We start from the raw sequence: 17,991 nt of genomic DNA, 5'->3' as shown, positions 1-17,991 counted from the left end.
TAATATAGTATATTTGTTGTTTTATTCTATATGATGAAGACCTGATAGCTCAGCTGGTAGAGCATTACACTTTTAATGTAAGGGTCCTGGGTTCGAATCCCAGTCAGGTCATTTTTTCAATTTCTAATACCATTGGACAATGATCAGAATATCCTACTTTTGGTAACAAATAGGCTTTAATCATTTTATTTTTTAAAGATTTACTTACCATAACATAATCAATCCTCCAACCATGATTATTTATTTTTGCATTATAACGATAATTCCACCAACTATAATTTTTTCCATCTTTTATATATATTCTAAAGCTATCTATAAAATCTAATTTTTGTAAAAAAGTCCCTAACCATTTCCTTTCTTCTGGTAAGAATCCAGATATTTCTTGATATTTAATAGGATCATAAATATCTATTCTCTTATAACAAATATTGTAATCTCCACAAATAATAAGATTATTTAATTTTTTTTTTATTTTTTTTATATAAAAAAAGAAATTTTTCATAAAAAAAAATTTAAAATTTAATCGATCTTTTTTATTATTATTTCCTGAAGGAATATAAATATTTATTACGGATATTTTTTTAAAATCTATACGAATAACTCGTCCTTCTTGGTCTATAGAATCTATTCCTATTCCATATTCTATATTTTTCGGTTTTTCTTTACATAAAATAGCTACTCCACTATATCCTTTTTTTTTTGCAGAGAACCAATAATGATTATATCCTAAATTATCAAAAATATTAGTTTTTATTTGTTCTTTAAGAGCTTTTATTTCTTGTAAACATAATATATCTGGTTGAAATATTTCAATCCAATTAGAAAAACCTTTCTTTATGACAGATCGAATTCCATTAATATTATAACTAACAATTTTCATAAAAAAAGTTTTTTATACAAAATAAGGAAAAAATAGAGTTTTAAAAAGGATTAATAATATTCAAAATAGTTTTTTATCTTTGCTTTAATTCATTAATTATAGTTAATAAAGATTAGTTAATACAGATAAAAAGCTTACAAAATAAATTAGTAAGCTTTTGTTATTTTTTTCCTATATGGATAATAAACTTAAAATAGCTATTCAAAAATCAGGACGTCTTTATGAAGACTCTATAAAATTACTAAAAGATTGCAGTATTGAAGTAAATATTGGAATAGATAAATTAAAAACGACAGCTTTAAATTTTCCGTTAGAAATACTTTTTTTACGAGATGATGATATTCCTCAATATTTAGAAGATGGAGTCGCAGATATAGGAATTGTAGGAAAAAATGTTCTTTTAGAAAAAAGAAAAAAAATAAAAATTAAAGAAACTCTTGGTTTTGGTAAATGTCGTTTATCTATAGCAGTTCCTAAATCTTTAAGATATCATGATATAAATGATTTAAATGGAAAACGTATTGCGACTAGTTATCCATTTTTAGTAAAAGAATTTTTTAAAAAAAAATATATAAAAGCAGATATTCATGAAATATCTGGAGCTGTAGAAATTGCACCTGGAATAGGTTTAGCTGATTGTATTTGTGATTTAGTAAGTAGTGGATCTACATTATTTATGAATGGATTAAAAGAAGTTGAGACAATTCTTCAATCTGAAGCTATTTTAGCTTCTAACCTTTATTTATTGTCTTATCAAGAAACCATTATGGAAAAATTATTATTTAGAATTAGAGCTGTCAAAAAAGCTAAAAATAATAAATATATTCTTTTAAATGTTTCTAATAAAAGATTAGACAAAATTATATCTTATCTTCCTGGAATTAAAAGTCCAGTAGTTCTTCCATTAGAAAATTCAAAATGTAGTTCTGTCCATTCTGTAGTAAATGAAAATGATTTTTGGGGAATTATAGAAAATTTAAAAGCACTTGGCGCAGAAGATATCTTAGTATTACCAATAGAAAAAATTATACTTTAATAAAAAAAAATATTATGAATATTCAAATGTATATTCATCCCCCATTTAAAATATGGAAATATCTTTCAAAAAGATCTGTAAAAAAAGATATTGATAAACTAAATGATGTAGTAATCTCTATTATAAATAATGTAAAAATATATGGAGATTTATCCTTAAAAACCTATACTAAAAAATATGATAATTGTCATATTAAATATTTTCAAGTAACGAAAGAAGAAATTATTCAAGCAAGTAATAAAATATCAAATTCTTTAAAAGAAGCTATTCAAATAGCTTATAATAATATAAAATTTTTTCATAAAAAACAAATACATAAAGAATCTAAAATAGAAATTTCTCCAGGAGTAATTTGTTGGAGAAGATCAGTTCCTATAGAAAAAATAGGGTTATATATCCCAGGGGGGATATATCCCTTATTTTCTACTGTATTAATGTTAGGGATTCCAAGTAAATTAGCAGGATGTAAAAATATAATTTTATGTACTCCTCCAAATAAAAATGGAGATATTCATCCAGCTATTTTATATACGGCACAATATGTAGGAATTAAAAAAATATATAAAGTCGGAGGTGCTCAGGCTATTGCAGCTATGGCTTATGGAACAGAAAGTATTCCTTCTGTATATAAAATATTTGGACCTGGAAATTCTTATGTAACAATAGCTAAAAAAAATGTATTTAAAAATGGAGTAGTTTCAATAGATATCCCTGCTGGACCTTCAGAAATAGTTATATTAGCGGATGATACCGCTAATCCAAAATATGTAGCGTCTGATTTACTTTCTCAATCAGAACATGATCCAGAAAGTTATATCCTTTTAGTTTCTATTAATGAATCTTGGACAAAAAAAGTAAAAAATGAATTAAAAAAACAATTAATCAATATTTCTAATAGAAAAGAAATTATAAAAAAATCTTTAGAAAAAAGTAAAATAATTATTTTTTCTTCCTTAGAAGAAGGAGTTCATTTTATTAATAAAATTGCTCCAGAACATCTTATTATAAATTGTAATAATGCTTATTATTGGAGTGATAAAATAAAAAATTCTGGATCTGTATTTTTAGGAAATTATTCTCCAATTAGTATTGGTGATTATGCTTCTGGAACCAATCATGTACTACCGACAGATGGTTATGCTAAATATTATAGTGGAATATCTGTAGATAGTTTTATAAAAAAAATAACTTTTCAAAAAATTTCTAAAAAAGGATTGCGAAATTTATCCAAATGTGTGAATGTTTTATCTTTAGAAGAAGGATTAATTGCGCATCAAAAATCCATTAATATTAGATTAATAAATGAAGAATAAATGCATGAATCATAATAAAATAATTTCAAATTTTAATTTAAATTCATTAATTAGAACAAATATCCTCCACATAGAACCTTATCTTTCTGCTAGAGAAGAATATAATAAAAATAATAAATCCATTTTTTTAGATGCTAATGAAAATTCTTTTGGAGCTCCTTTATCTTTTTACAATTCATATAATAGATATCCAGATCCGTTACAAAAAAAATTAAAAAAAAAAATATCTGAAGTAAAAAATATTTCTGAATCTAAAATTTTTTTAGGAAATGGAAGTGATGAGATTATTGATTTAATTTATCGTATTTTTTCACGTCCAACAATTGATCATTCTATTATTTTACCACCTACATATGGTATGTATGAAGTAAGTGGAAAAATTCATGGAGTAGATATTGTCAAAGTTTTTCTTACAAAAGAAGAATATCAATTAAATTTAAAAAAAATTAAACAAGTTATTAATCCATATAGTCGTATTATTTTTATTTGTTCTCCTAATAATCCTACTGGAAATGATTTAAAGAGAAAAGATATTCAATCTATTATTAAAGAATTTAAAACAGGAATTGTGGTATTAGATGAAGCTTATATTGATTTTTCCGATAAAAAATCTTTTTCTACAGAAATAGATAATTATCCTAATTTAATTATTCTTCAAACACTTTCTAAATCTTGGGGATTAGCAGGATTAAGAATAGGGATCGCTATTACATCTGAATCTATTATTAAATGGATGAATAAAGTCAAATATCCTTATAATATTAGTCAAATTGCACAAAAAATTGCTATTAAAGCACTTGAAAATAAAGATTTATTTTTTTATCATTTAAAAAATATTCTTTCAGAAAGAAAATATATGGAAGATTCATTAAATGAAATATCTATTATACATAAAATTTATCCTAGTTCTTCAAATTTTTTATTAGTGAAAGTCACTTGTTCTTCAACCAATCTTTATAAATATTTAGTAGAAAAAAATATTATTGTTAGAGATCGTACAAAAATTATTTTATGCAATAAATGTTTAAGAATTACTGTAGGGACTCATGAAGAAAATCAATATTTAATTAATAAAATTAAAAAATACTCTAAAAAATGTTTCAAAATAAAATAAGAGGAGGTGTGAAAAAAATATTATTTATTGATAGAGATGGAACTATAATAAAAGAAGTCCCGCCTACTTATCAAATTGATACTATTGAAAAAGTAAATTTTTATCCAAATGTGATATATTTTTTAAAAAAAATAGTCAAAGAACTGAATTATATTTTAGTTATGGTAACTAATCAAGATGGATTAGGAACGGATAAGTTTCCTGAAAAAAAATTTTGGCCAATACATAATCACATATTAAAAGTATTAAAAACAGAAGGAATTCATTTTTTTGCTGTTCATATAGATAAAACGTATCCAGAAGAAAATTCATCGACTAGGAAACCTGGAATAGAAATGCTTAAAAATTATTTTCATTACGATTATAATCTTAAAAAATCTTTTGTTATTGGAGATAGATTTACAGATATTTTACTTTCTAAAAATTTAGGGTGTAAGGCTATATGGATTAATGATCCCCTTATTTATTGTCATAAATTATTTGAAAAAAAGTTATCTTTAGATAAAGATATTTTAAATAAAATTGTAGCATTAAAAACGGATAATTGGGAAACAATTTATAAATTTTTAAAAAAAAAAAATCATATAAAATATAGAAGAACTACATTAGAAACAGATATAAAAATTAGTATACAATTGGATGGAGAAGGTAAATCTAATATAAAAACAGGATTAGGTTTTTTAGATCATTTATTAGAACAAATGGCTTTTCATAGTTTAATAAATATGAATATTTATGCAAAAGGAGATCTTCATGTAGATGAACATCATACTATAGAAGATACGGGTATTTCTTTAGGAACTATTATTCATAATTCTATAAAAGATAAAAGAGGAATAGAACGATATGGTTTTTTTTCTATTCCTATGGATGATTGTTTATCTACAGTCGTTTTAGATCTTGGAGGAAGAAGTTTTTTATCTTGGAAAGTGAAATTTTTTAGAGAAAAAATAGGGAACGTTCCTACAGATATGTTTTTTCATTTTTTTAAATCTTTTTCAGATCATGCACAATGTAATCTATATATTCATTCTATAGGTAAAAATGATCATCATAAAATAGAATCTATTTTTAAGGCTTTTGCTAGAGCTCTTAGAATGTCAATACAAAAAAATAAAACTAATAAATTACCTAGTTCTAAAGGACTATTATTATAAAAACAATATGAAAACTATTATTATAAAATATCCTGCTGGAAATGTACAATCTGTTCTTTTTTCTTTAGAAAGATTAGGAGTAAAAGCTATAGTAACAGATTCATTAGAATCTATTAATAATGCAGAAAAAATTATTTTACCTGGAGTTGGAGAAGCAAATTTTGCTATGCAATATTTAAAAAAAAAAAAATTGGATATTTTTATTTCTAAAACAAAAAAACCTGTATTAGGGATATGTTTAGGAATGCAATTACTATGTAAATTTTCAGAAGAAAGTAGTACCTCCTGTATTGGTATTTTTGATTTATATGTAAAAAAATTTAAATCAAAAAATAAAAATGAAAAAATTCCTCAAATCGGTTGGAATACTATTTATCAATTACAAGGGCCTTTATTTAAAAATATCCCAGATAACAGTTATCAATATTTTGTACATAGTTATTACGCTCCTTTAGGAAAGGAGACAATAGCTAAAACAGATTATATTATTTCTTATAGTGCAGCTATTCAAAAAAATAATTTTTATGCTGTACAATTTCATCCTGAAAAATCTTCTTTTATAGGACATAAAATATTAGAAAATTTTATTAGATTATAATAAAATAAAATGAATATTATTGCAGCGATAGATATTATAGATGGAAAATGTGTTCGTCTAATACAAGGGGATTATAAAAAAATAACAATTTATAATAATGATCCATTAGATGTAGCTTTATTATTAGAAAATTATGAAATATCAAGACTTCATTTAGTAGATTTAGATGGAGCTAAAAATGGAAAAGTTATACATTGGAATATTTTAGAAAAAATAGCAAAGAATACAAATTTAATCATTGACTTTGGAGGTGGAATTCATACAGATGAAGATATTCGTATTGTTTTTGAAAGTGGAGGGAGTATAGCGACTATTGGAAGTATCGCAATAAAAAATCCATTTATTTTAAAAAAATGGATTCATATTTATGGAGTAGATAAAATTCTTCTTGGAGTAGATATTAAAAATAATCAATTAGCTATGAATGGTTGGACTAAATTATATAATAAAATTTCTTTTTGGAATTTTTTAAAAGAAAAAAATAGTCATGGAATAAAAAAATTTTTTTGTACAGATATATCTAAAGATGGAATACTTTCTGGTCCATCATTTTCTTTATACAAAAAAATAATCAAAAAATTTCCCAATATGAAGTTAATTGCAAGTGGAGGAGTAACAAATATAGAGGATATTGATAAATTAAAATATTTAGGTTGCTATGGAGTTATTATAGGAAAAGCTATTTATGAAAATCAAATATCTTTGGTAGAACTTAGAAATTGGATAAAAAAAAATAATAAAATTAATAAATGATTAATTTATGTTAGTTAAACGTATTATTCCTTGTTTGGATATTAAAAATAATAGAACTGTAAAAGGAGTAAATTTTAAATTTTTAAAAGACGCTGGAGATCCAATTCAATTAGGTAGGTGGTATACTAACCAAGGTGCAGATGAATTAATTTTTTTAGATATTACAGCAACGTATGAAAAACGTAAAACGTTGAAAAATTTAGTAAAAAAAATTTCTCGTTATATTAATATTCCTTTTACAGTAGGTGGAGGAATAAAAGATGAACAAGACGTAGAATTATTATTAAATTCAGGAGCAGATAAAATATCTATAAATACAGAAGCTTTTAAAAAACCAAAAATTTTAGATCTGTTATCTAATAGATTTGGAAGTCAATGTATTGTTTTAGCGATTGATACTAAATATGAAAATAATGAATGGTGGGTATATTTAAATGGAGGAAGAATTCCTACTAGGAAAAAAACCTTAAATTGGGCGAAGGAAGGAGTAAATAGAGGTGTAGGAGAAATATTATTAACGTCAATGAATCATGATGGGACAAAAAATGGATTTGCTTTAGATATAACAAAAATAATTTCTGAAAGTATTTCTATTCCTATTATTGCTTCAGGTGGTGCTGGAAAATTAAAAGATTTTTATCAAGTTTTTAAAAAAGGGAAAGCAGATGCAGCTTTAGCGGCTAGTATTTTTCATTATAAAGAGATTAATATTCCAGAATTAAAAAATTATTTAAATCATCATAATATTCCTGTAAGAATTAATAAATAAATTAACACATGAAGGATTATCCAAAAAAAATTAATTTTCATAAAGGGTTAATTCCCGTTATTATTCAAGATTATAAAACACATAAAGTATTAATGTTAGGCTATATGAATCAAGATGCATATAAAAAAAGTATTAATGAAAAAAAAGTAACTTTTTATAGTAGATCTAAAAAAAGATTGTGGACAAAAGGGGAGTTTAGTAAAAATTATCTTTTAATTGAAGAAATTTTAATTGATTGTGATAAAGATTCTTTATTAATTAAAGCAAAACCTACAGGACCAATTTGTCATTATGGAACAGATACTTGTTGGAAAGAAATAAATAAAATTAATTTTTTATTTTTTTTAGAAAATATAATTTCTAATAGAATTTATCAAAAAGATGATAAATCTTATATTTTTAAATTATTTCAACAAGGAATTAATAAAATATCTCAAAAATTAGGAGAAGAAACTATAGAAACTATTATTGAATCTAAAGATGATAATAAAACATTATTTTTAAATGAATCTGCAGATTTATTATTTCATTATTTAATTCTTTTATATATTAAAGGATTTAGTATTCAAGATGTTATAAATATTTTAGAAAAAAGAAATTTATCAAAATCACACTAATTTAAGTAAAATTTAATATTTTATGAATATGAAGAAAAATTTTACATTTAATTAAATTAATTATTAATATCAGTAATTATTTTTTGCATTTTTTTTACCAGAATGTTACATTATGATTGCAATAATAAAATATATTTTATTTTTTTTATATCAATAAATTGTTATTATTAACAAATAATTATTTTGAATTTATTTAAGGTTTTTTTTATAATAATTATTATTCAATAAATAATATATTTATTGGGAAACTTTCAGGAGTTTAAAATGGCATCTTATTATTACATTGCATCCTTAAAAAGGAATAAAATATGCTTACATAATAATGAAAAAAAATATTTTTCATTATTAAATTCTATTTAATGCAGCTATTACTGTATTCTTTATAAGCATAATCCTGGTCATAGGGCCTATTCCACCTGGAACAGGAGTAATATAAGAAGCTTTTCCATAAACACTATTAAAATCTACGTCACCTTTTAAAAAAAATTTTTTTCCTTTTTTTATTTTTGTAATACCGACATCGATAATAATAGCTCCTTTTTTAATCATTTTTCCTGTTAAAAAATATGGGATTCCCACTGCTGTAATAATAATATCCGCTTTTTTTGTATAAAAATCTATATTTTTAGTATTTTTATGAGTAAGCGTTACTGTACTATTACCTATAATAGTATTTTTTCTACTCATTAAAATACTAATTGGTCTACCTACTATACGACTTCTTCCTATTACGACAGTATGTTTCCCAGATATTTTTATTTTATATTTTTTTAGAATAGTTAATATTCCTAAAGCTGTAGCAGGATAAAATGCTTTCATATTTAAAGACATTTTTCCAAAATTTTCTGGATGAAAACCGTCTACATCTTTTTTAGGATTAATTGATAAAATAATATTATCCGTATTAATATATTTTTGAAGAGGTAATTGAACAATAAACCCATCTATAAGTGGATTTTGATTCATTTTTTCAATTTCTTCAATTAATTTATTTTCTGTAGTATTTTCAGGTAAATGAATTAAAGAATATAATATTCCTATATTTTTACATTCTTGTATTTTGCTATTTACATATGTAATACTAGAACTATTAGTCCCAGATAAAATAATTCCTAGATGAGGAAGAGGTTTTTTTTTTTTTTTTATACTTATATCTATTATTTTAGCAATTTCTTTTCTTATTTCAATTGCTAATTTATTTCCATTTAATAATTTTGTCATTTTCTAATTTCTATTTCTTGAGTTAATTGAAAAAATTCTTTAACAGATAATTGTTCTGCTCTTTTATTTAAAAAAGGAATATCTAAAAAATTTGTAATATTTTTAAAATTTTTTAAAGAATTTTTTAATATTTTTCTTCTTTGATTAAAAGCCATTTTTACACATTTCAATAAAAGATCTTTATTACAAATAATTTTTTTTCTTTTTAAAGAAATAACTGCTGATTTTACATTTGGAATAGGAATAAATACATTTTTTTTTACAGTAAAAAGATATTTTATATCATAAAAGGTTTGTATTAAAACAGATAAAATTCCATAATTTTTTTTATTTTTTTTAGATATAAGACGTTCTGCTACTTCTTTTTGAAACATTCCAATACATTCTGGGATATATTGATGATATTTTATAATATGAAATAATATTTTAGAAGAAATACTATAAGGAAAATTTCCAATTAAAGCAAAATTATTAAGATGAATTTCTTCAGGATTCCATTTTAAAAAATTTTTATTAATAATATATTTATTAGAAATAGAAAAATGATTTTTTAGAAAAAAAATTAATTTTTCATCAATTTCTATTAAAAATACTTTCTTACATGAATTTAATAAATAACGAGTTAAAATACCTAAACCAGGTCCTATTTCAACTATTGTATTATAATTTTGTAAAGAAAGACATTTTACTATTTTTTGAGCTATATTTTTATCTTTTAAAAAATATTGATCAAATTTTTTTTTAAAAAAAAATTGTCGCATATTATAAAATGTAATATATTATTTGGATATTATTATACATAACAATATGCTATTTTATGCTTCAAGTATCTTACATAAGTAAAAATAAAAAAAAAATTTTATTAGGATTAAAAAAAAGAAATTTTAAAAAAATTTATCTAATAGATGAAATTTTAATTTTATATAAAAAAAAAAATAAATTACAATATAGTTTAAATAAAATTTTAGAAAAAGAAAATACCATATCTAAAAAAATTAGTTTTTTTTTGAAAAAAGATAAAAATGAAATTTTAAAAATTAATTCTTTAAAAAAAATTTCTTTTTATTTAAAAAAAGAAAAAAAAAATATTAATTTTTATCTTAAAGAAATTATTTTAAATTTAAAAAAAAAATTAGATCAAATTCCTAATATACCTGATGAAAAAGTAAAAAAAGAAACAGAAAAAAATGAAATTCTTTTTCAAGAAGGATGTCTCCATTTAAAAAAACTAAAAAAAGCTCTTTATCATTGGGAATTAGCTAAAAAATTTCATTTATTTGATTTATATTTAGGAACAAAAATATGTGGTTCAGGTTTTTCTGTTTATATGGGGAAAGGAGCAAAATTACAAAGAAGTTTAATTCAATATTTTTTAGATAAAAATATAAGTTCTTCATATATAGAGTATAGTTTACCTTATATAATAAATGAAAATTCTGGATATTCTACAGGACAAATTCCAGATAAAGAAGATCAAATGTATATAATAGAAAAAGATAATTTTTATCTTATTCCAACAGGAGAAATTCCTCTTATGAATTGTTATAGAGATCATCAATTATCTTATAAAGATTTACCTATAAAAGCGACTACTTATACTTCTTGTTTTAGAAGAGAAGCGGGATCTTATGGATCTAAAGTAAGAGGATTAAATAGATTACATCAATTTGAAAAAGTAGAGATTATTCAAATAACCACTTCTGATACATCCGATTATTATTTAAATGAAATGATTTTACATGTTAAAAACATTTTAAAATCTTTAAAATTACCTTTTCGAATAATTCGTTTAGGAGGAAAAAATTTAGGATTTTCATCTTCCATTACTTATGATTTTGAAGTTTATTCTATGGTACAAAAAAAATGGTTAGAAGTAAGTTCTATTTCTAATTGTACTAATTTTCAATCTAATAGATTAAATCTAAAATATAAAAATATTACAGGTAAAATGGAATTATGTCATACACTCAATGGAAGTTCTTTAGCTTTACCAAGAATTATGGCTGTTTTATTAGAAAATCATCAAACGGATAATCAAATAAATATTCCTAAAGTTTTGGTGCCTTATACAGGATTTGATAATATTCAATAAAAAATATGAAAGTAACGGAGCATATCAATCAATCAAAAAAAACTTTATTTTCTTTTGAAATTTTACCTCCTTTAAGAGGTCGTGAGATTAAAGATATTTTTTCTATTTTAGATCCTTTAATAGAATTTAATCCTCCTTTTATCGATGTGACATATCATCGTGAGGAATTTATTTATGTAGAAAAAGAAAATGGTCTTTTACAAAGAAAAACGATTTCAAGACGTCCAGGAACTGTTGGTATTTGTTCAGCTATTATGAATAAATATGGAATAGATGCTGTTCCACATCTTATTTGTGGAGGATTTAATAAAAAAATGACGGAAAATGCTTTAATAGATTTAAATTTTTTAGGAATAGATAATGTATTAATTCTTAGAGGTGATCCTCTAAAATATGAAAATGATTTTTTTGCAAAAAAAAATGGACATAAATATGCAGTAGAATTAGTCCATCAAGTACAAAATTTGAATATGGGAAAATATCTTGATAATACTTTAGAACAAAAAAAATCTACATTATTTAATTTTTGTATTGGAATAGCTGGATATCCAGAAAAACATTTAGAATCTCCTAATATGGAAAGAGATTTGTTTTTTTTAAAAAAAAAAGTAGAAGCAGGAGCGAACTATATTGTTACTCAAATGTTTTTTGATAATAAAAAATATTTTACTTTTGTAAAAAAATGTAGATTAAAAGGAATTTTTGTTCCTATAATACCTGGAATTAAACCTATTTCTTCTAAAAAACAATTAAAAAGTCTTCCTACTCGTTTTTATTTAAATATTCCTAATCAATTAGTTAAAAAAATTGAAAAAGCAAAAAATAAAAAAATGGTTTCTCAAATCGGAATAGAATGGGCAATACAACAATCTAAAGAATTAAAAGATGCTGGAGTGAAAATCATTCATTATTATACAATGGATAAACCAGAAAATATTTATCAAATAGTTCAAGCTATTTATTAAACGCCCATATATAACGTCTCTTTAATAGCATTAATTACTTTTTTTTCATTAGGAAACCAATCCTTAATTAAATTTGAAGCATATGGTGCAGGAGTATCAAGAAGAGTAATTCTATTAATAGGCGCATCTAAATAATCAAAAGCTTTTTTTTGTATAAAAAATGAAATTTCAGAGGAGATAGAAGAAAAAGGCCATGATTCTTCTAAAATTACTAAACGATTAGTTTTTTTCACTGAAAATAATATAGATTCGTAATCTAAGGGACGAATAGTTTGAATATCTATTACTTCTACACTTATATTTTCTTTATCTAATTTTTTAGCTATATTTAATGCCATTTTCATAATTTTTCCAAAAGATACTAAACTAATATCTTTTCCTTTTTTTTTAATATCTGCTTTTCCAATAGGAAGAGTATATTCTTCTTCTGGTATCATCATTTTATCTCCATACATTTGTTCAGATTCCATAAAAATAACGGGATTATTATCTCTTATCGCTGATTTTAAAAGTCCTTTAGCATCATATGGATTACATGGAATAACTACTTTTAATCCAGGACAACTTGCATACCAACTTTCAAAAGATTGAGAATGAGTCGCACCTAATTGTCCAGCAAATCCAGTAGGACCTCTAAAAACAATAGGAATATCCCATTGACCTCCACTCATATAACGTATTTTTGCTGCATTATTAATAATTTGATCCATTGCTATTAAAGAAAAATTAAATGTCATAAATTCAATTATTGGACGACATCCATTCATAGCAGAACCAATTCCTATTCCAGAAAAACCTAATTCAGAAATAGGTGTATCAATAATTCTTTTTGGTCCAAATTCCTCTAACATACCTTTAGAAGCTTTATAAGCTCCATTATATTGAGCCACTTCTTCCCCCATAAGAAATATTGAATCATCTCTTCTCATTTCTTCACTCATAGCTTCTGCTATAACTTCACGAAAAGTCATTTTTTTCATCATATATTATATTTTTTCATTTATGAAAAAAACAACGGAAAAGAAAAATATTTTTCTTTTCCGTTACGTTATAAATGAATCAATTAATTATTTGTTTTTTGATCGTTGTTATTATTATTTAATTGATTTTGTTTTTGAAAATTTTCTTGCATTCTTTTAAGAGCAAGTTCTTCATTTTTAGCCTCTGTTATAGATGTAATTAGGGAATTTAGAAAAAGATTTTTTTCTCTAAGTATTTTTAATTTTTCTTTTCCTAATTTTTTTTGATCTTCCAATTCTTTTTGAGCTTTAAATTGTTCTGGAGAATTATACGGTTTAGATCTAAAGACTATTCTTCTTCTTTTTACTTCTTTTACTATTTTTTTCTGAATCATCACCATTTTTTCATATTCATTTTGATGAAAATCATTTTCTTTTTCTAAAATTTCTATTTTTAACGCTATATCTTTTATTTTTTGAGATAATTCTCCGGGATTAATATTAGCAGGAATTTTTGGAGTAGAATTATTATTATCATTATGAGTATGAGGAGCTGGGGGTGGAAAATAAGTTGTTGTAATGGTAGATGGTGGGTGAGTATTATAAAAAGTAAGATCTGGATTTGATGGATCGATATTGTTAAATCCATAATCTTCCGCAGAAGAAGTTATTTCATGTTCCTCATCGTTACAAGATATTATAAAAACGCCTAATGATAGAAAGATGCTAGTTACTAAAAATCTAATAATAGAAGTATTCATAATAATAAAAATTTTAAAATAGTTATATTTATAAAATTAAATATATAAAAAAAATTATTACAATAACAATCTTTATAAAGATCTTATAAAGAATGATATATGTCCTTTTTGAATAAAGTTGAAAGTTTCAAATCTCCAAATTTACTTTCAAAAGTAGTATATTTGAAGATAATAGTAAGATTTATATGGAAAAACTTATCAGATTAGCTATCCGTGGAATATCCTTAAGTCAAATACAATCTGGGATATATGTTTTATTATTGGAAGAAGAATATGGAAAAATTAAACTTCCTATTATTATAGAAAGTTTACAAGCTCAATCGATTGCTTCTGCTTTAGGAAAAAAAGATACATCTAGATTTTTTACACATGATTTGTTTTTAACTTTAGCTAAAGTATTTCATATTAAATTAAAATACGTTGTCATTTATAAATTAGTAAATGGAATATTTTTTTCATATATTTTAGTTGAAGGGAAAAATAAAGAACATAAAATAGATGCAAAAACATCAGATGCAGTTGCTTTAGCAGTAAGATTTAAATCTCCTATTTATACTACTAAAGAAATATTTGATAAAGCTGGAATTGATTTTGAAAATGGATATTCTAAAGAATATGAAAAAAATAATAAAGAGGAATTAATTATAGAAAATTATATTCCTTTTTTTCAAAAAAAAAATACTCCTAAAAATTTAGAAAAAATGACAGAAAAAGATCTCAATACATTATTAAATCATGCTGTAGTAAATGAATGTTATGAGCTTGCTGCACGTATAAAAAAAGAATTAGATAGAAGATAATGATAAATTTTTTCTTTCATATCGGATAAAACTGTAATTATATAAATGATTTTTATCTTTTTTATAAAAGTATTCATATATTTTTTTCCAATTTTTAATATTAAACTTTGGAAATTTTGCATCTCCGTAAAATTTTTTATGTACAATAGTTAATTCTAGTATATGAGCTTTATTTAAAATAGAAGTATATGTTTTTTCTCCACCTATAATAAATATTTTTTTATAATTAAAATTTTTTATCTCTTTTACAGAAGAAATAATTTTAAAATTTTTTTCATTTTCTTTTAAAAAAGAAAAATATGTTTTTTTTTTATTTGTTAAAATAATATTTTTTCTATATGGAAGTATTTTTCCAATGGATTCAAAAGTTTTTCTCCCCATAAGTACAGATTCTCCTATAGTCATTTTTTTGAAACGTTTTAAATCATTAGGTAAATGCCACATTAATTGATTATTTTTTCCTATATACCCATTATTAGAAATAGCCGAAATAAATATAATTTTCATAATATAATATAATTTTTATATTTTTAAATATATGGATATCTCAATTAAGTATGATCCAAAATTTGTAGAAAAAAAAATATATCATTATTGGATGAAGGGAAATTATTTTTCTTCTTATCCAGATAAAAGACGTTCTTATACTATTATAATGCCACCTCCAAATATTACTGGAAAATTACATATAGGACATATGTTAAATAATACGATACAGGATATATTGATTAGATATGCTAGAATGAATGGATATAATTCCTGTTGGATTCCAGGTACAGATCATGCTTCTATTGCTACAGAAGCAAAAGTAGTAAATAAATTAAAAAAAAAAGGTTTATTTAAAATAAATATAGGAAGAGAAAAGTTTTTATCTTATGTTTTATCTTGGTCTAAAAAATATCAAAATATTATTTTAAATCAATTAAAACAATTGGGTTGTTCTTGTGATTGGAATCGTGTTCAATTTACAATGGATAAAAAAATATCTAAATCTATTAAAAAAATTTTTATATTTTTATATGAAAAAGGATATATCTATAGAAGGTATCATGTTGTAAATTGGGATACAAAAGCAAAAACTACTATTTCTGATGAAGAAGTAATATATAAAGAAATTTTTTCAAAACTTTATTATATTAAATATCCAATACAAGGAGAAAAAAATTTTGTAACTATTGCAACTACACGTCCTGAAACAATATTTGGAGATACTGCTGTTGTTTTTCATCCAGATGATATACGTTTCTTTTATTTAAAAGGAAAAAAAGTTATAGTTCCCATTATTAATAGAATTATTCCTATTATTCAAGATTCATATGTTGATCCTCATTTTGGAACAGGTTGTTTAAAAATTACTCCAGCTCATGATATAAATGATAAAAAAATTGCGGATAAATATCATTTAGATATTATTGATATTTTTAATGAAGATGCGACTATAAATGAAAATGGGCTTCATTATAAAGGAATGGATCGTTTCGAAGTAAGAAAAAAAATAATTAAAGAATTAGATTCATTAGGATTAATTGTTTATGTAGAAAATTTTAATCAAAAAATAGGATTTTCTGAAAGAACTCAATCGATCATAGAACAAAAATTATCTCTTCAATGGTTTTTAAAAATGAAAAAAATAGCCATTCAAGCTATAGATTCAGTAAAAAATGGAAAAATTAAATTTTATCCTAGTAAATTTAAAAAAAGTTATTTTCAGTGGATGGACAATATTAGAGATTGGAATATTTCTAGACAATTATGGTGGGGGCATCGTATTCCTGTTTATTATTATGGCAAAGGAATTTATGATTTTGTAGTTGCTGAAAATTTAGAAGAAGCTTTAAAAAAAGCAAAAATAAAAAGTAATAACCCAAATTTAAATAATCTTTGGAAAGATTCAGATGTTTTAGATACTTGGTTTTCTTCATGGATATTACCTATATCTGCTTTTAATGGAATTAATTGTCCTAACAATAATGAAATTACTTATTATTATCCTACTATAGATTTAGTAACAGGATCAGATATCTTATTTTTTTGGATAGCACGTATGATTATGGCTGGATTTTTTTTTCAAAAAAAAAGACCATTTAAAAATGTTTATTTTACAGGAATTTTAAGAGATTATAAACATCAAAAAATATCTAAATCTTTAAATAATTCTCCTAATATTATTAATTTAATTAAAAAATATGGAGCTGATTCTGTTAGAATAGGAATTATGTTAAGATCTAGTTTAGGAAAGGATTTTCAATTTAAAGAAAATATATGTTTACAAGGAAGAAATTTTACTAATAAAATATGGAATGCTTTTCGTTTGATTAGAAGTTGGAGTTTTGAAAAAAAGTCAAAATATTTATCTGAATCAGATAAGATAGTATTGAAATGGTTTAAAAATCGTTTTTATTATGTTTTAGAAATTTTTGATAAAAAATTTAAAAAATATAAATTTGATGAATCATTGATAATTTTATATAAGTTAATTTGGGATGATTTTTGTTCCTGGTATCTTGAAATTATTAAACCTATTATAGGTCAATTAATTTCAGAAATAGTATATTTTCAAACAATTAAGTGGTTTGAATTATTATTAAAATTAATTCATCCTTATATGCCTTTTATATCAGAAGAAATTTGGCATCTTTTGAAAAAAAGAACTAAAAAAGAGGCATTAATAATTTCTTCTTGGCCTAAGAGAAAATCTTTTAATAAAGATATATTATTGTCTTTTGAAAGAGCTACTAAAATTATATCTAAAATTCGTTTTATAAGAAATAAAATGAATTTTTCTTATAAAAAAAGTTTAGTTTTATACTCTATGAAAAAAGAAAAAGAATATTGCTCTGTTATTATAAAATTAGCAAATTTATCTAAAATTATTCATCTTTTAACAGAACCTAAAGATAGTAAATTAGTTACTTTTTTTGTAGGATCAGAAAGGTTTTTTTTATCTATTCAAAAA

The 17,991-nt window shown here is 22.9% G+C and carries 18 protein-coding genes and 1 tRNA gene; 13 read left to right on the top strand and 6 right to left on the bottom strand.

What is annotated here, in order from left to right; all coding sequences use genetic code 11:
- Positions 1–38: 38 nt before the first annotated feature.
- A tRNA-Lys gene (locus H0H56_RS01025) sits at positions 39–111 on the top strand.
- On the opposite strand, the gene H0H56_RS01020 is transcribed toward H0H56_RS01025, so the two are convergent.
- Positions 104–880 (bottom strand): exodeoxyribonuclease III, encoded by a 777-nt coding sequence (locus H0H56_RS01020; RefSeq protein ID WP_185874019.1) that lies wholly within the window; start codon positions 878–880, stop codon positions 104–106. The two genes, H0H56_RS01025 and H0H56_RS01020, sit on opposite strands and share 8 nt — an antisense overlap.
- 175 nt (positions 881–1,055) lie before the next feature.
- On the opposite strand from H0H56_RS01020, the gene hisG reads away from it, so the two are divergent.
- The 8 genes from hisG to hisIE are packed head-to-tail and all read left to right on the top strand — an operon-like array spanning position 1,056 to position 8,237.
- Positions 1,056–1,916 (top strand): ATP phosphoribosyltransferase, encoded by an 861-nt coding sequence (gene hisG / locus H0H56_RS01015; protein WP_185874018.1) that lies wholly within the window; start codon positions 1,056–1,058, stop codon positions 1,914–1,916.
- A 14-nt stretch (positions 1,917–1,930) separates the two neighbouring features.
- On the top strand, positions 1,931–3,229 hold the full coding sequence (hisD, locus tag H0H56_RS01010) for a histidinol dehydrogenase (RefSeq protein WP_185874017.1): 1,299 nt from the start codon (positions 1,931–1,933) through the stop codon (positions 3,227–3,229).
- Positions 3,230–3,233: 4 nt separating this feature from the next.
- The gene (gene hisC / locus H0H56_RS01005) at positions 3,234–4,343 is read left to right on the top strand and encodes a histidinol-phosphate transaminase (RefSeq protein WP_185874016.1); all 1,110 of its coding nucleotides are present in this window, start codon (positions 3,234–3,236) and stop codon (positions 4,341–4,343) included.
- A gap of 8 nt (positions 4,344–4,351) precedes the next feature.
- Positions 4,352–5,500 (top strand): bifunctional histidinol-phosphatase/imidazoleglycerol-phosphate dehydratase HisB, encoded by a 1,149-nt coding sequence (hisB, locus tag H0H56_RS01000; RefSeq protein WP_185874110.1) that lies wholly within the window; start codon positions 4,352–4,354, stop codon positions 5,498–5,500.
- A gap of 7 nt (positions 5,501–5,507) precedes the next feature.
- Complete coding sequence (gene hisH, locus H0H56_RS00995) at positions 5,508–6,098, top strand: imidazole glycerol phosphate synthase subunit HisH (RefSeq protein ID WP_185874015.1); 591 nt, start codon at positions 5,508–5,510, stop codon at positions 6,096–6,098.
- A 9-nt stretch (positions 6,099–6,107) separates the two neighbouring features.
- Complete coding sequence (locus H0H56_RS00990) at positions 6,108–6,851, top strand: 1-(5-phosphoribosyl)-5-[(5-phosphoribosylamino)methylideneamino]imidazole-4-carboxamide isomerase (RefSeq protein ID WP_185874014.1); 744 nt, start codon at positions 6,108–6,110, stop codon at positions 6,849–6,851.
- Positions 6,852–6,858: 7 nt separating this feature from the next.
- Positions 6,859–7,620: an imidazole glycerol phosphate synthase subunit HisF gene (gene hisF / locus H0H56_RS00985; RefSeq protein WP_185874013.1), complete on the top strand. Its 762-nt coding sequence runs from the start codon at positions 6,859–6,861 to the stop codon at positions 7,618–7,620.
- Positions 7,621–7,628: 8 nt separating this feature from the next.
- Positions 7,629–8,237 carry a bifunctional phosphoribosyl-AMP cyclohydrolase/phosphoribosyl-ATP diphosphatase HisIE gene (gene hisIE, locus H0H56_RS00980; protein WP_185874012.1) on the top strand — a complete coding sequence of 203 codons (609 nt, stop codon included), beginning with the start codon at positions 7,629–7,631 and terminating at the stop codon, positions 8,235–8,237.
- 345 nt (positions 8,238–8,582) lie between these two features.
- On the opposite strand, the gene H0H56_RS00975 is transcribed toward hisIE, so the two are convergent.
- Positions 8,583–9,458, bottom strand: coding sequence for a bifunctional 5,10-methylenetetrahydrofolate dehydrogenase/5,10-methenyltetrahydrofolate cyclohydrolase (locus H0H56_RS00975; protein WP_185874011.1), 876 nt, complete (start codon positions 9,456–9,458; stop codon positions 8,583–8,585).
- Positions 9,455–10,219: a 16S rRNA (adenine(1518)-N(6)/adenine(1519)-N(6))-dimethyltransferase RsmA gene (rsmA, locus tag H0H56_RS00970; RefSeq protein ID WP_185874010.1), complete on the bottom strand. Its 765-nt coding sequence runs from the start codon at positions 10,217–10,219 to the stop codon at positions 9,455–9,457. Before rsmA ends, H0H56_RS00975 begins: the two co-directional genes overlap by 4 nt.
- Before the next feature lie 56 nt (positions 10,220–10,275).
- Between rsmA and serS the strand changes: the two genes are divergently transcribed.
- Together serS and metF are read left to right on the top strand one after the other, a co-directional pair.
- Positions 10,276–11,550, top strand: coding sequence for a serine--tRNA ligase (serS, locus tag H0H56_RS00965; protein WP_185874009.1), 1,275 nt, complete (start codon positions 10,276–10,278; stop codon positions 11,548–11,550).
- Between the two features lie 5 nt (positions 11,551–11,555).
- Positions 11,556–12,515: a methylenetetrahydrofolate reductase [NAD(P)H] gene (gene metF / locus H0H56_RS00960; protein ID WP_185874008.1), complete on the top strand. Its 960-nt coding sequence runs from the start codon at positions 11,556–11,558 to the stop codon at positions 12,513–12,515.
- Here metF and H0H56_RS00955 read toward each other — a convergent pair.
- Together H0H56_RS00955 and H0H56_RS00950 are read right to left on the bottom strand one after the other, a co-directional pair.
- The gene (locus H0H56_RS00955; protein ID WP_185874109.1) at positions 12,512–13,495 is read right to left on the bottom strand and encodes a pyruvate dehydrogenase complex E1 component subunit beta; all 984 of its coding nucleotides are present in this window, start codon (positions 13,493–13,495) and stop codon (positions 12,512–12,514) included. The two genes, metF and H0H56_RS00955, sit on opposite strands and share 4 nt — an antisense overlap.
- Positions 13,496–13,578: 83 nt before the next feature.
- Positions 13,579–14,235, bottom strand: a complete 657-nt coding sequence (locus tag H0H56_RS00950) for a hypothetical protein (protein WP_185874007.1) — start codon at positions 14,233–14,235, stop codon at positions 13,579–13,581.
- Positions 14,236–14,420: 185 nt separating this feature from the next.
- Between H0H56_RS00950 and H0H56_RS00945 the strand changes: the two genes are divergently transcribed.
- On the top strand, positions 14,421–15,035 hold the full coding sequence (locus H0H56_RS00945) for a bifunctional nuclease family protein (protein ID WP_185874006.1): 615 nt from the start codon (positions 14,421–14,423) through the stop codon (positions 15,033–15,035).
- Here H0H56_RS00945 and H0H56_RS00940 read toward each other — a convergent pair.
- Entirely contained in the window at positions 15,021–15,542 is a 522-nt protein-coding gene (locus H0H56_RS00940) for a dihydrofolate reductase (protein ID WP_185874005.1), read from the bottom strand. The two genes, H0H56_RS00945 and H0H56_RS00940, sit on opposite strands and share 15 nt — an antisense overlap.
- A 31-nt stretch (positions 15,543–15,573) precedes the next feature.
- Here H0H56_RS00940 and H0H56_RS00935 point away from each other — a divergent pair.
- On the top strand, positions 15,574–17,991 hold a 2,418-nt coding region (locus tag H0H56_RS00935), incomplete at its 3' end, for a valine--tRNA ligase (protein WP_185874004.1).

The organism is Blattabacterium cuenoti (assembly GCF_014252455.1).
Lineage (GTDB): Bacteria > Bacteroidota > Bacteroidia > Flavobacteriales > Blattabacteriaceae > Blattabacterium > Blattabacterium cuenoti_R.
This window is presented reverse-complemented; position numbering and strand designations above follow the sequence as displayed.

Bases quoted from the DNA above. Each gene is read 5' to 3' on its own strand.
- H0H56_RS01020 (WP_185874019.1), bottom strand. From the start codon at position 880: ATGAAAATTGTTAGTTATAATATTAATGGAATTCGATCTGTCATAAAG.
- H0H56_RS00950 (WP_185874007.1), bottom strand. From the start codon at position 14,235: ATGAATACTTCTATTATTAGATTTTTAGTAACTAGCATCTTTCTATCA.
- H0H56_RS00955 (WP_185874109.1), bottom strand. From the start codon at position 13,495: ATGAAAAAAATGACTTTTCGTGAAGTTATAGCAGAAGCTATGAGTGAA.
- H0H56_RS00945 (WP_185874006.1), top strand. From the start codon at position 14,421: ATGGAAAAACTTATCAGATTAGCTATCCGTGGAATATCCTTAAGTCAA.
- serS (WP_185874009.1), top strand. From the start codon at position 10,276: ATGCTTCAAGTATCTTACATAAGTAAAAATAAAAAAAAAATTTTATTA.
- H0H56_RS00990 (WP_185874014.1), top strand. From the start codon at position 6,108: ATGAATATTATTGCAGCGATAGATATTATAGATGGAAAATGTGTTCGT.
- hisD (WP_185874017.1), top strand. From the start codon at position 1,931: ATGAATATTCAAATGTATATTCATCCCCCATTTAAAATATGGAAATAT.
- hisH (WP_185874015.1), top strand. From the start codon at position 5,508: ATGAAAACTATTATTATAAAATATCCTGCTGGAAATGTACAATCTGTT.
- hisIE (WP_185874012.1), top strand. From the start codon at position 7,629: ATGAAGGATTATCCAAAAAAAATTAATTTTCATAAAGGGTTAATTCCC.
- hisC (WP_185874016.1), top strand. From the start codon at position 3,234: ATGAATCATAATAAAATAATTTCAAATTTTAATTTAAATTCATTAATT.
- H0H56_RS00940 (WP_185874005.1), bottom strand. From the start codon at position 15,542: ATGAAAATTATATTTATTTCGGCTATTTCTAATAATGGGTATATAGGA.
- rsmA (WP_185874010.1), bottom strand. From the start codon at position 10,219: ATGCGACAATTTTTTTTTAAAAAAAAATTTGATCAATATTTTTTAAAA.
- metF (WP_185874008.1), top strand. From the start codon at position 11,556: ATGAAAGTAACGGAGCATATCAATCAATCAAAAAAAACTTTATTTTCT.
- hisF (WP_185874013.1), top strand. From the start codon at position 6,859: ATGTTAGTTAAACGTATTATTCCTTGTTTGGATATTAAAAATAATAGA.
- H0H56_RS00975 (WP_185874011.1), bottom strand. From the start codon at position 9,458: ATGACAAAATTATTAAATGGAAATAAATTAGCAATTGAAATAAGAAAA.
- hisG (WP_185874018.1), top strand. From the start codon at position 1,056: ATGGATAATAAACTTAAAATAGCTATTCAAAAATCAGGACGTCTTTAT.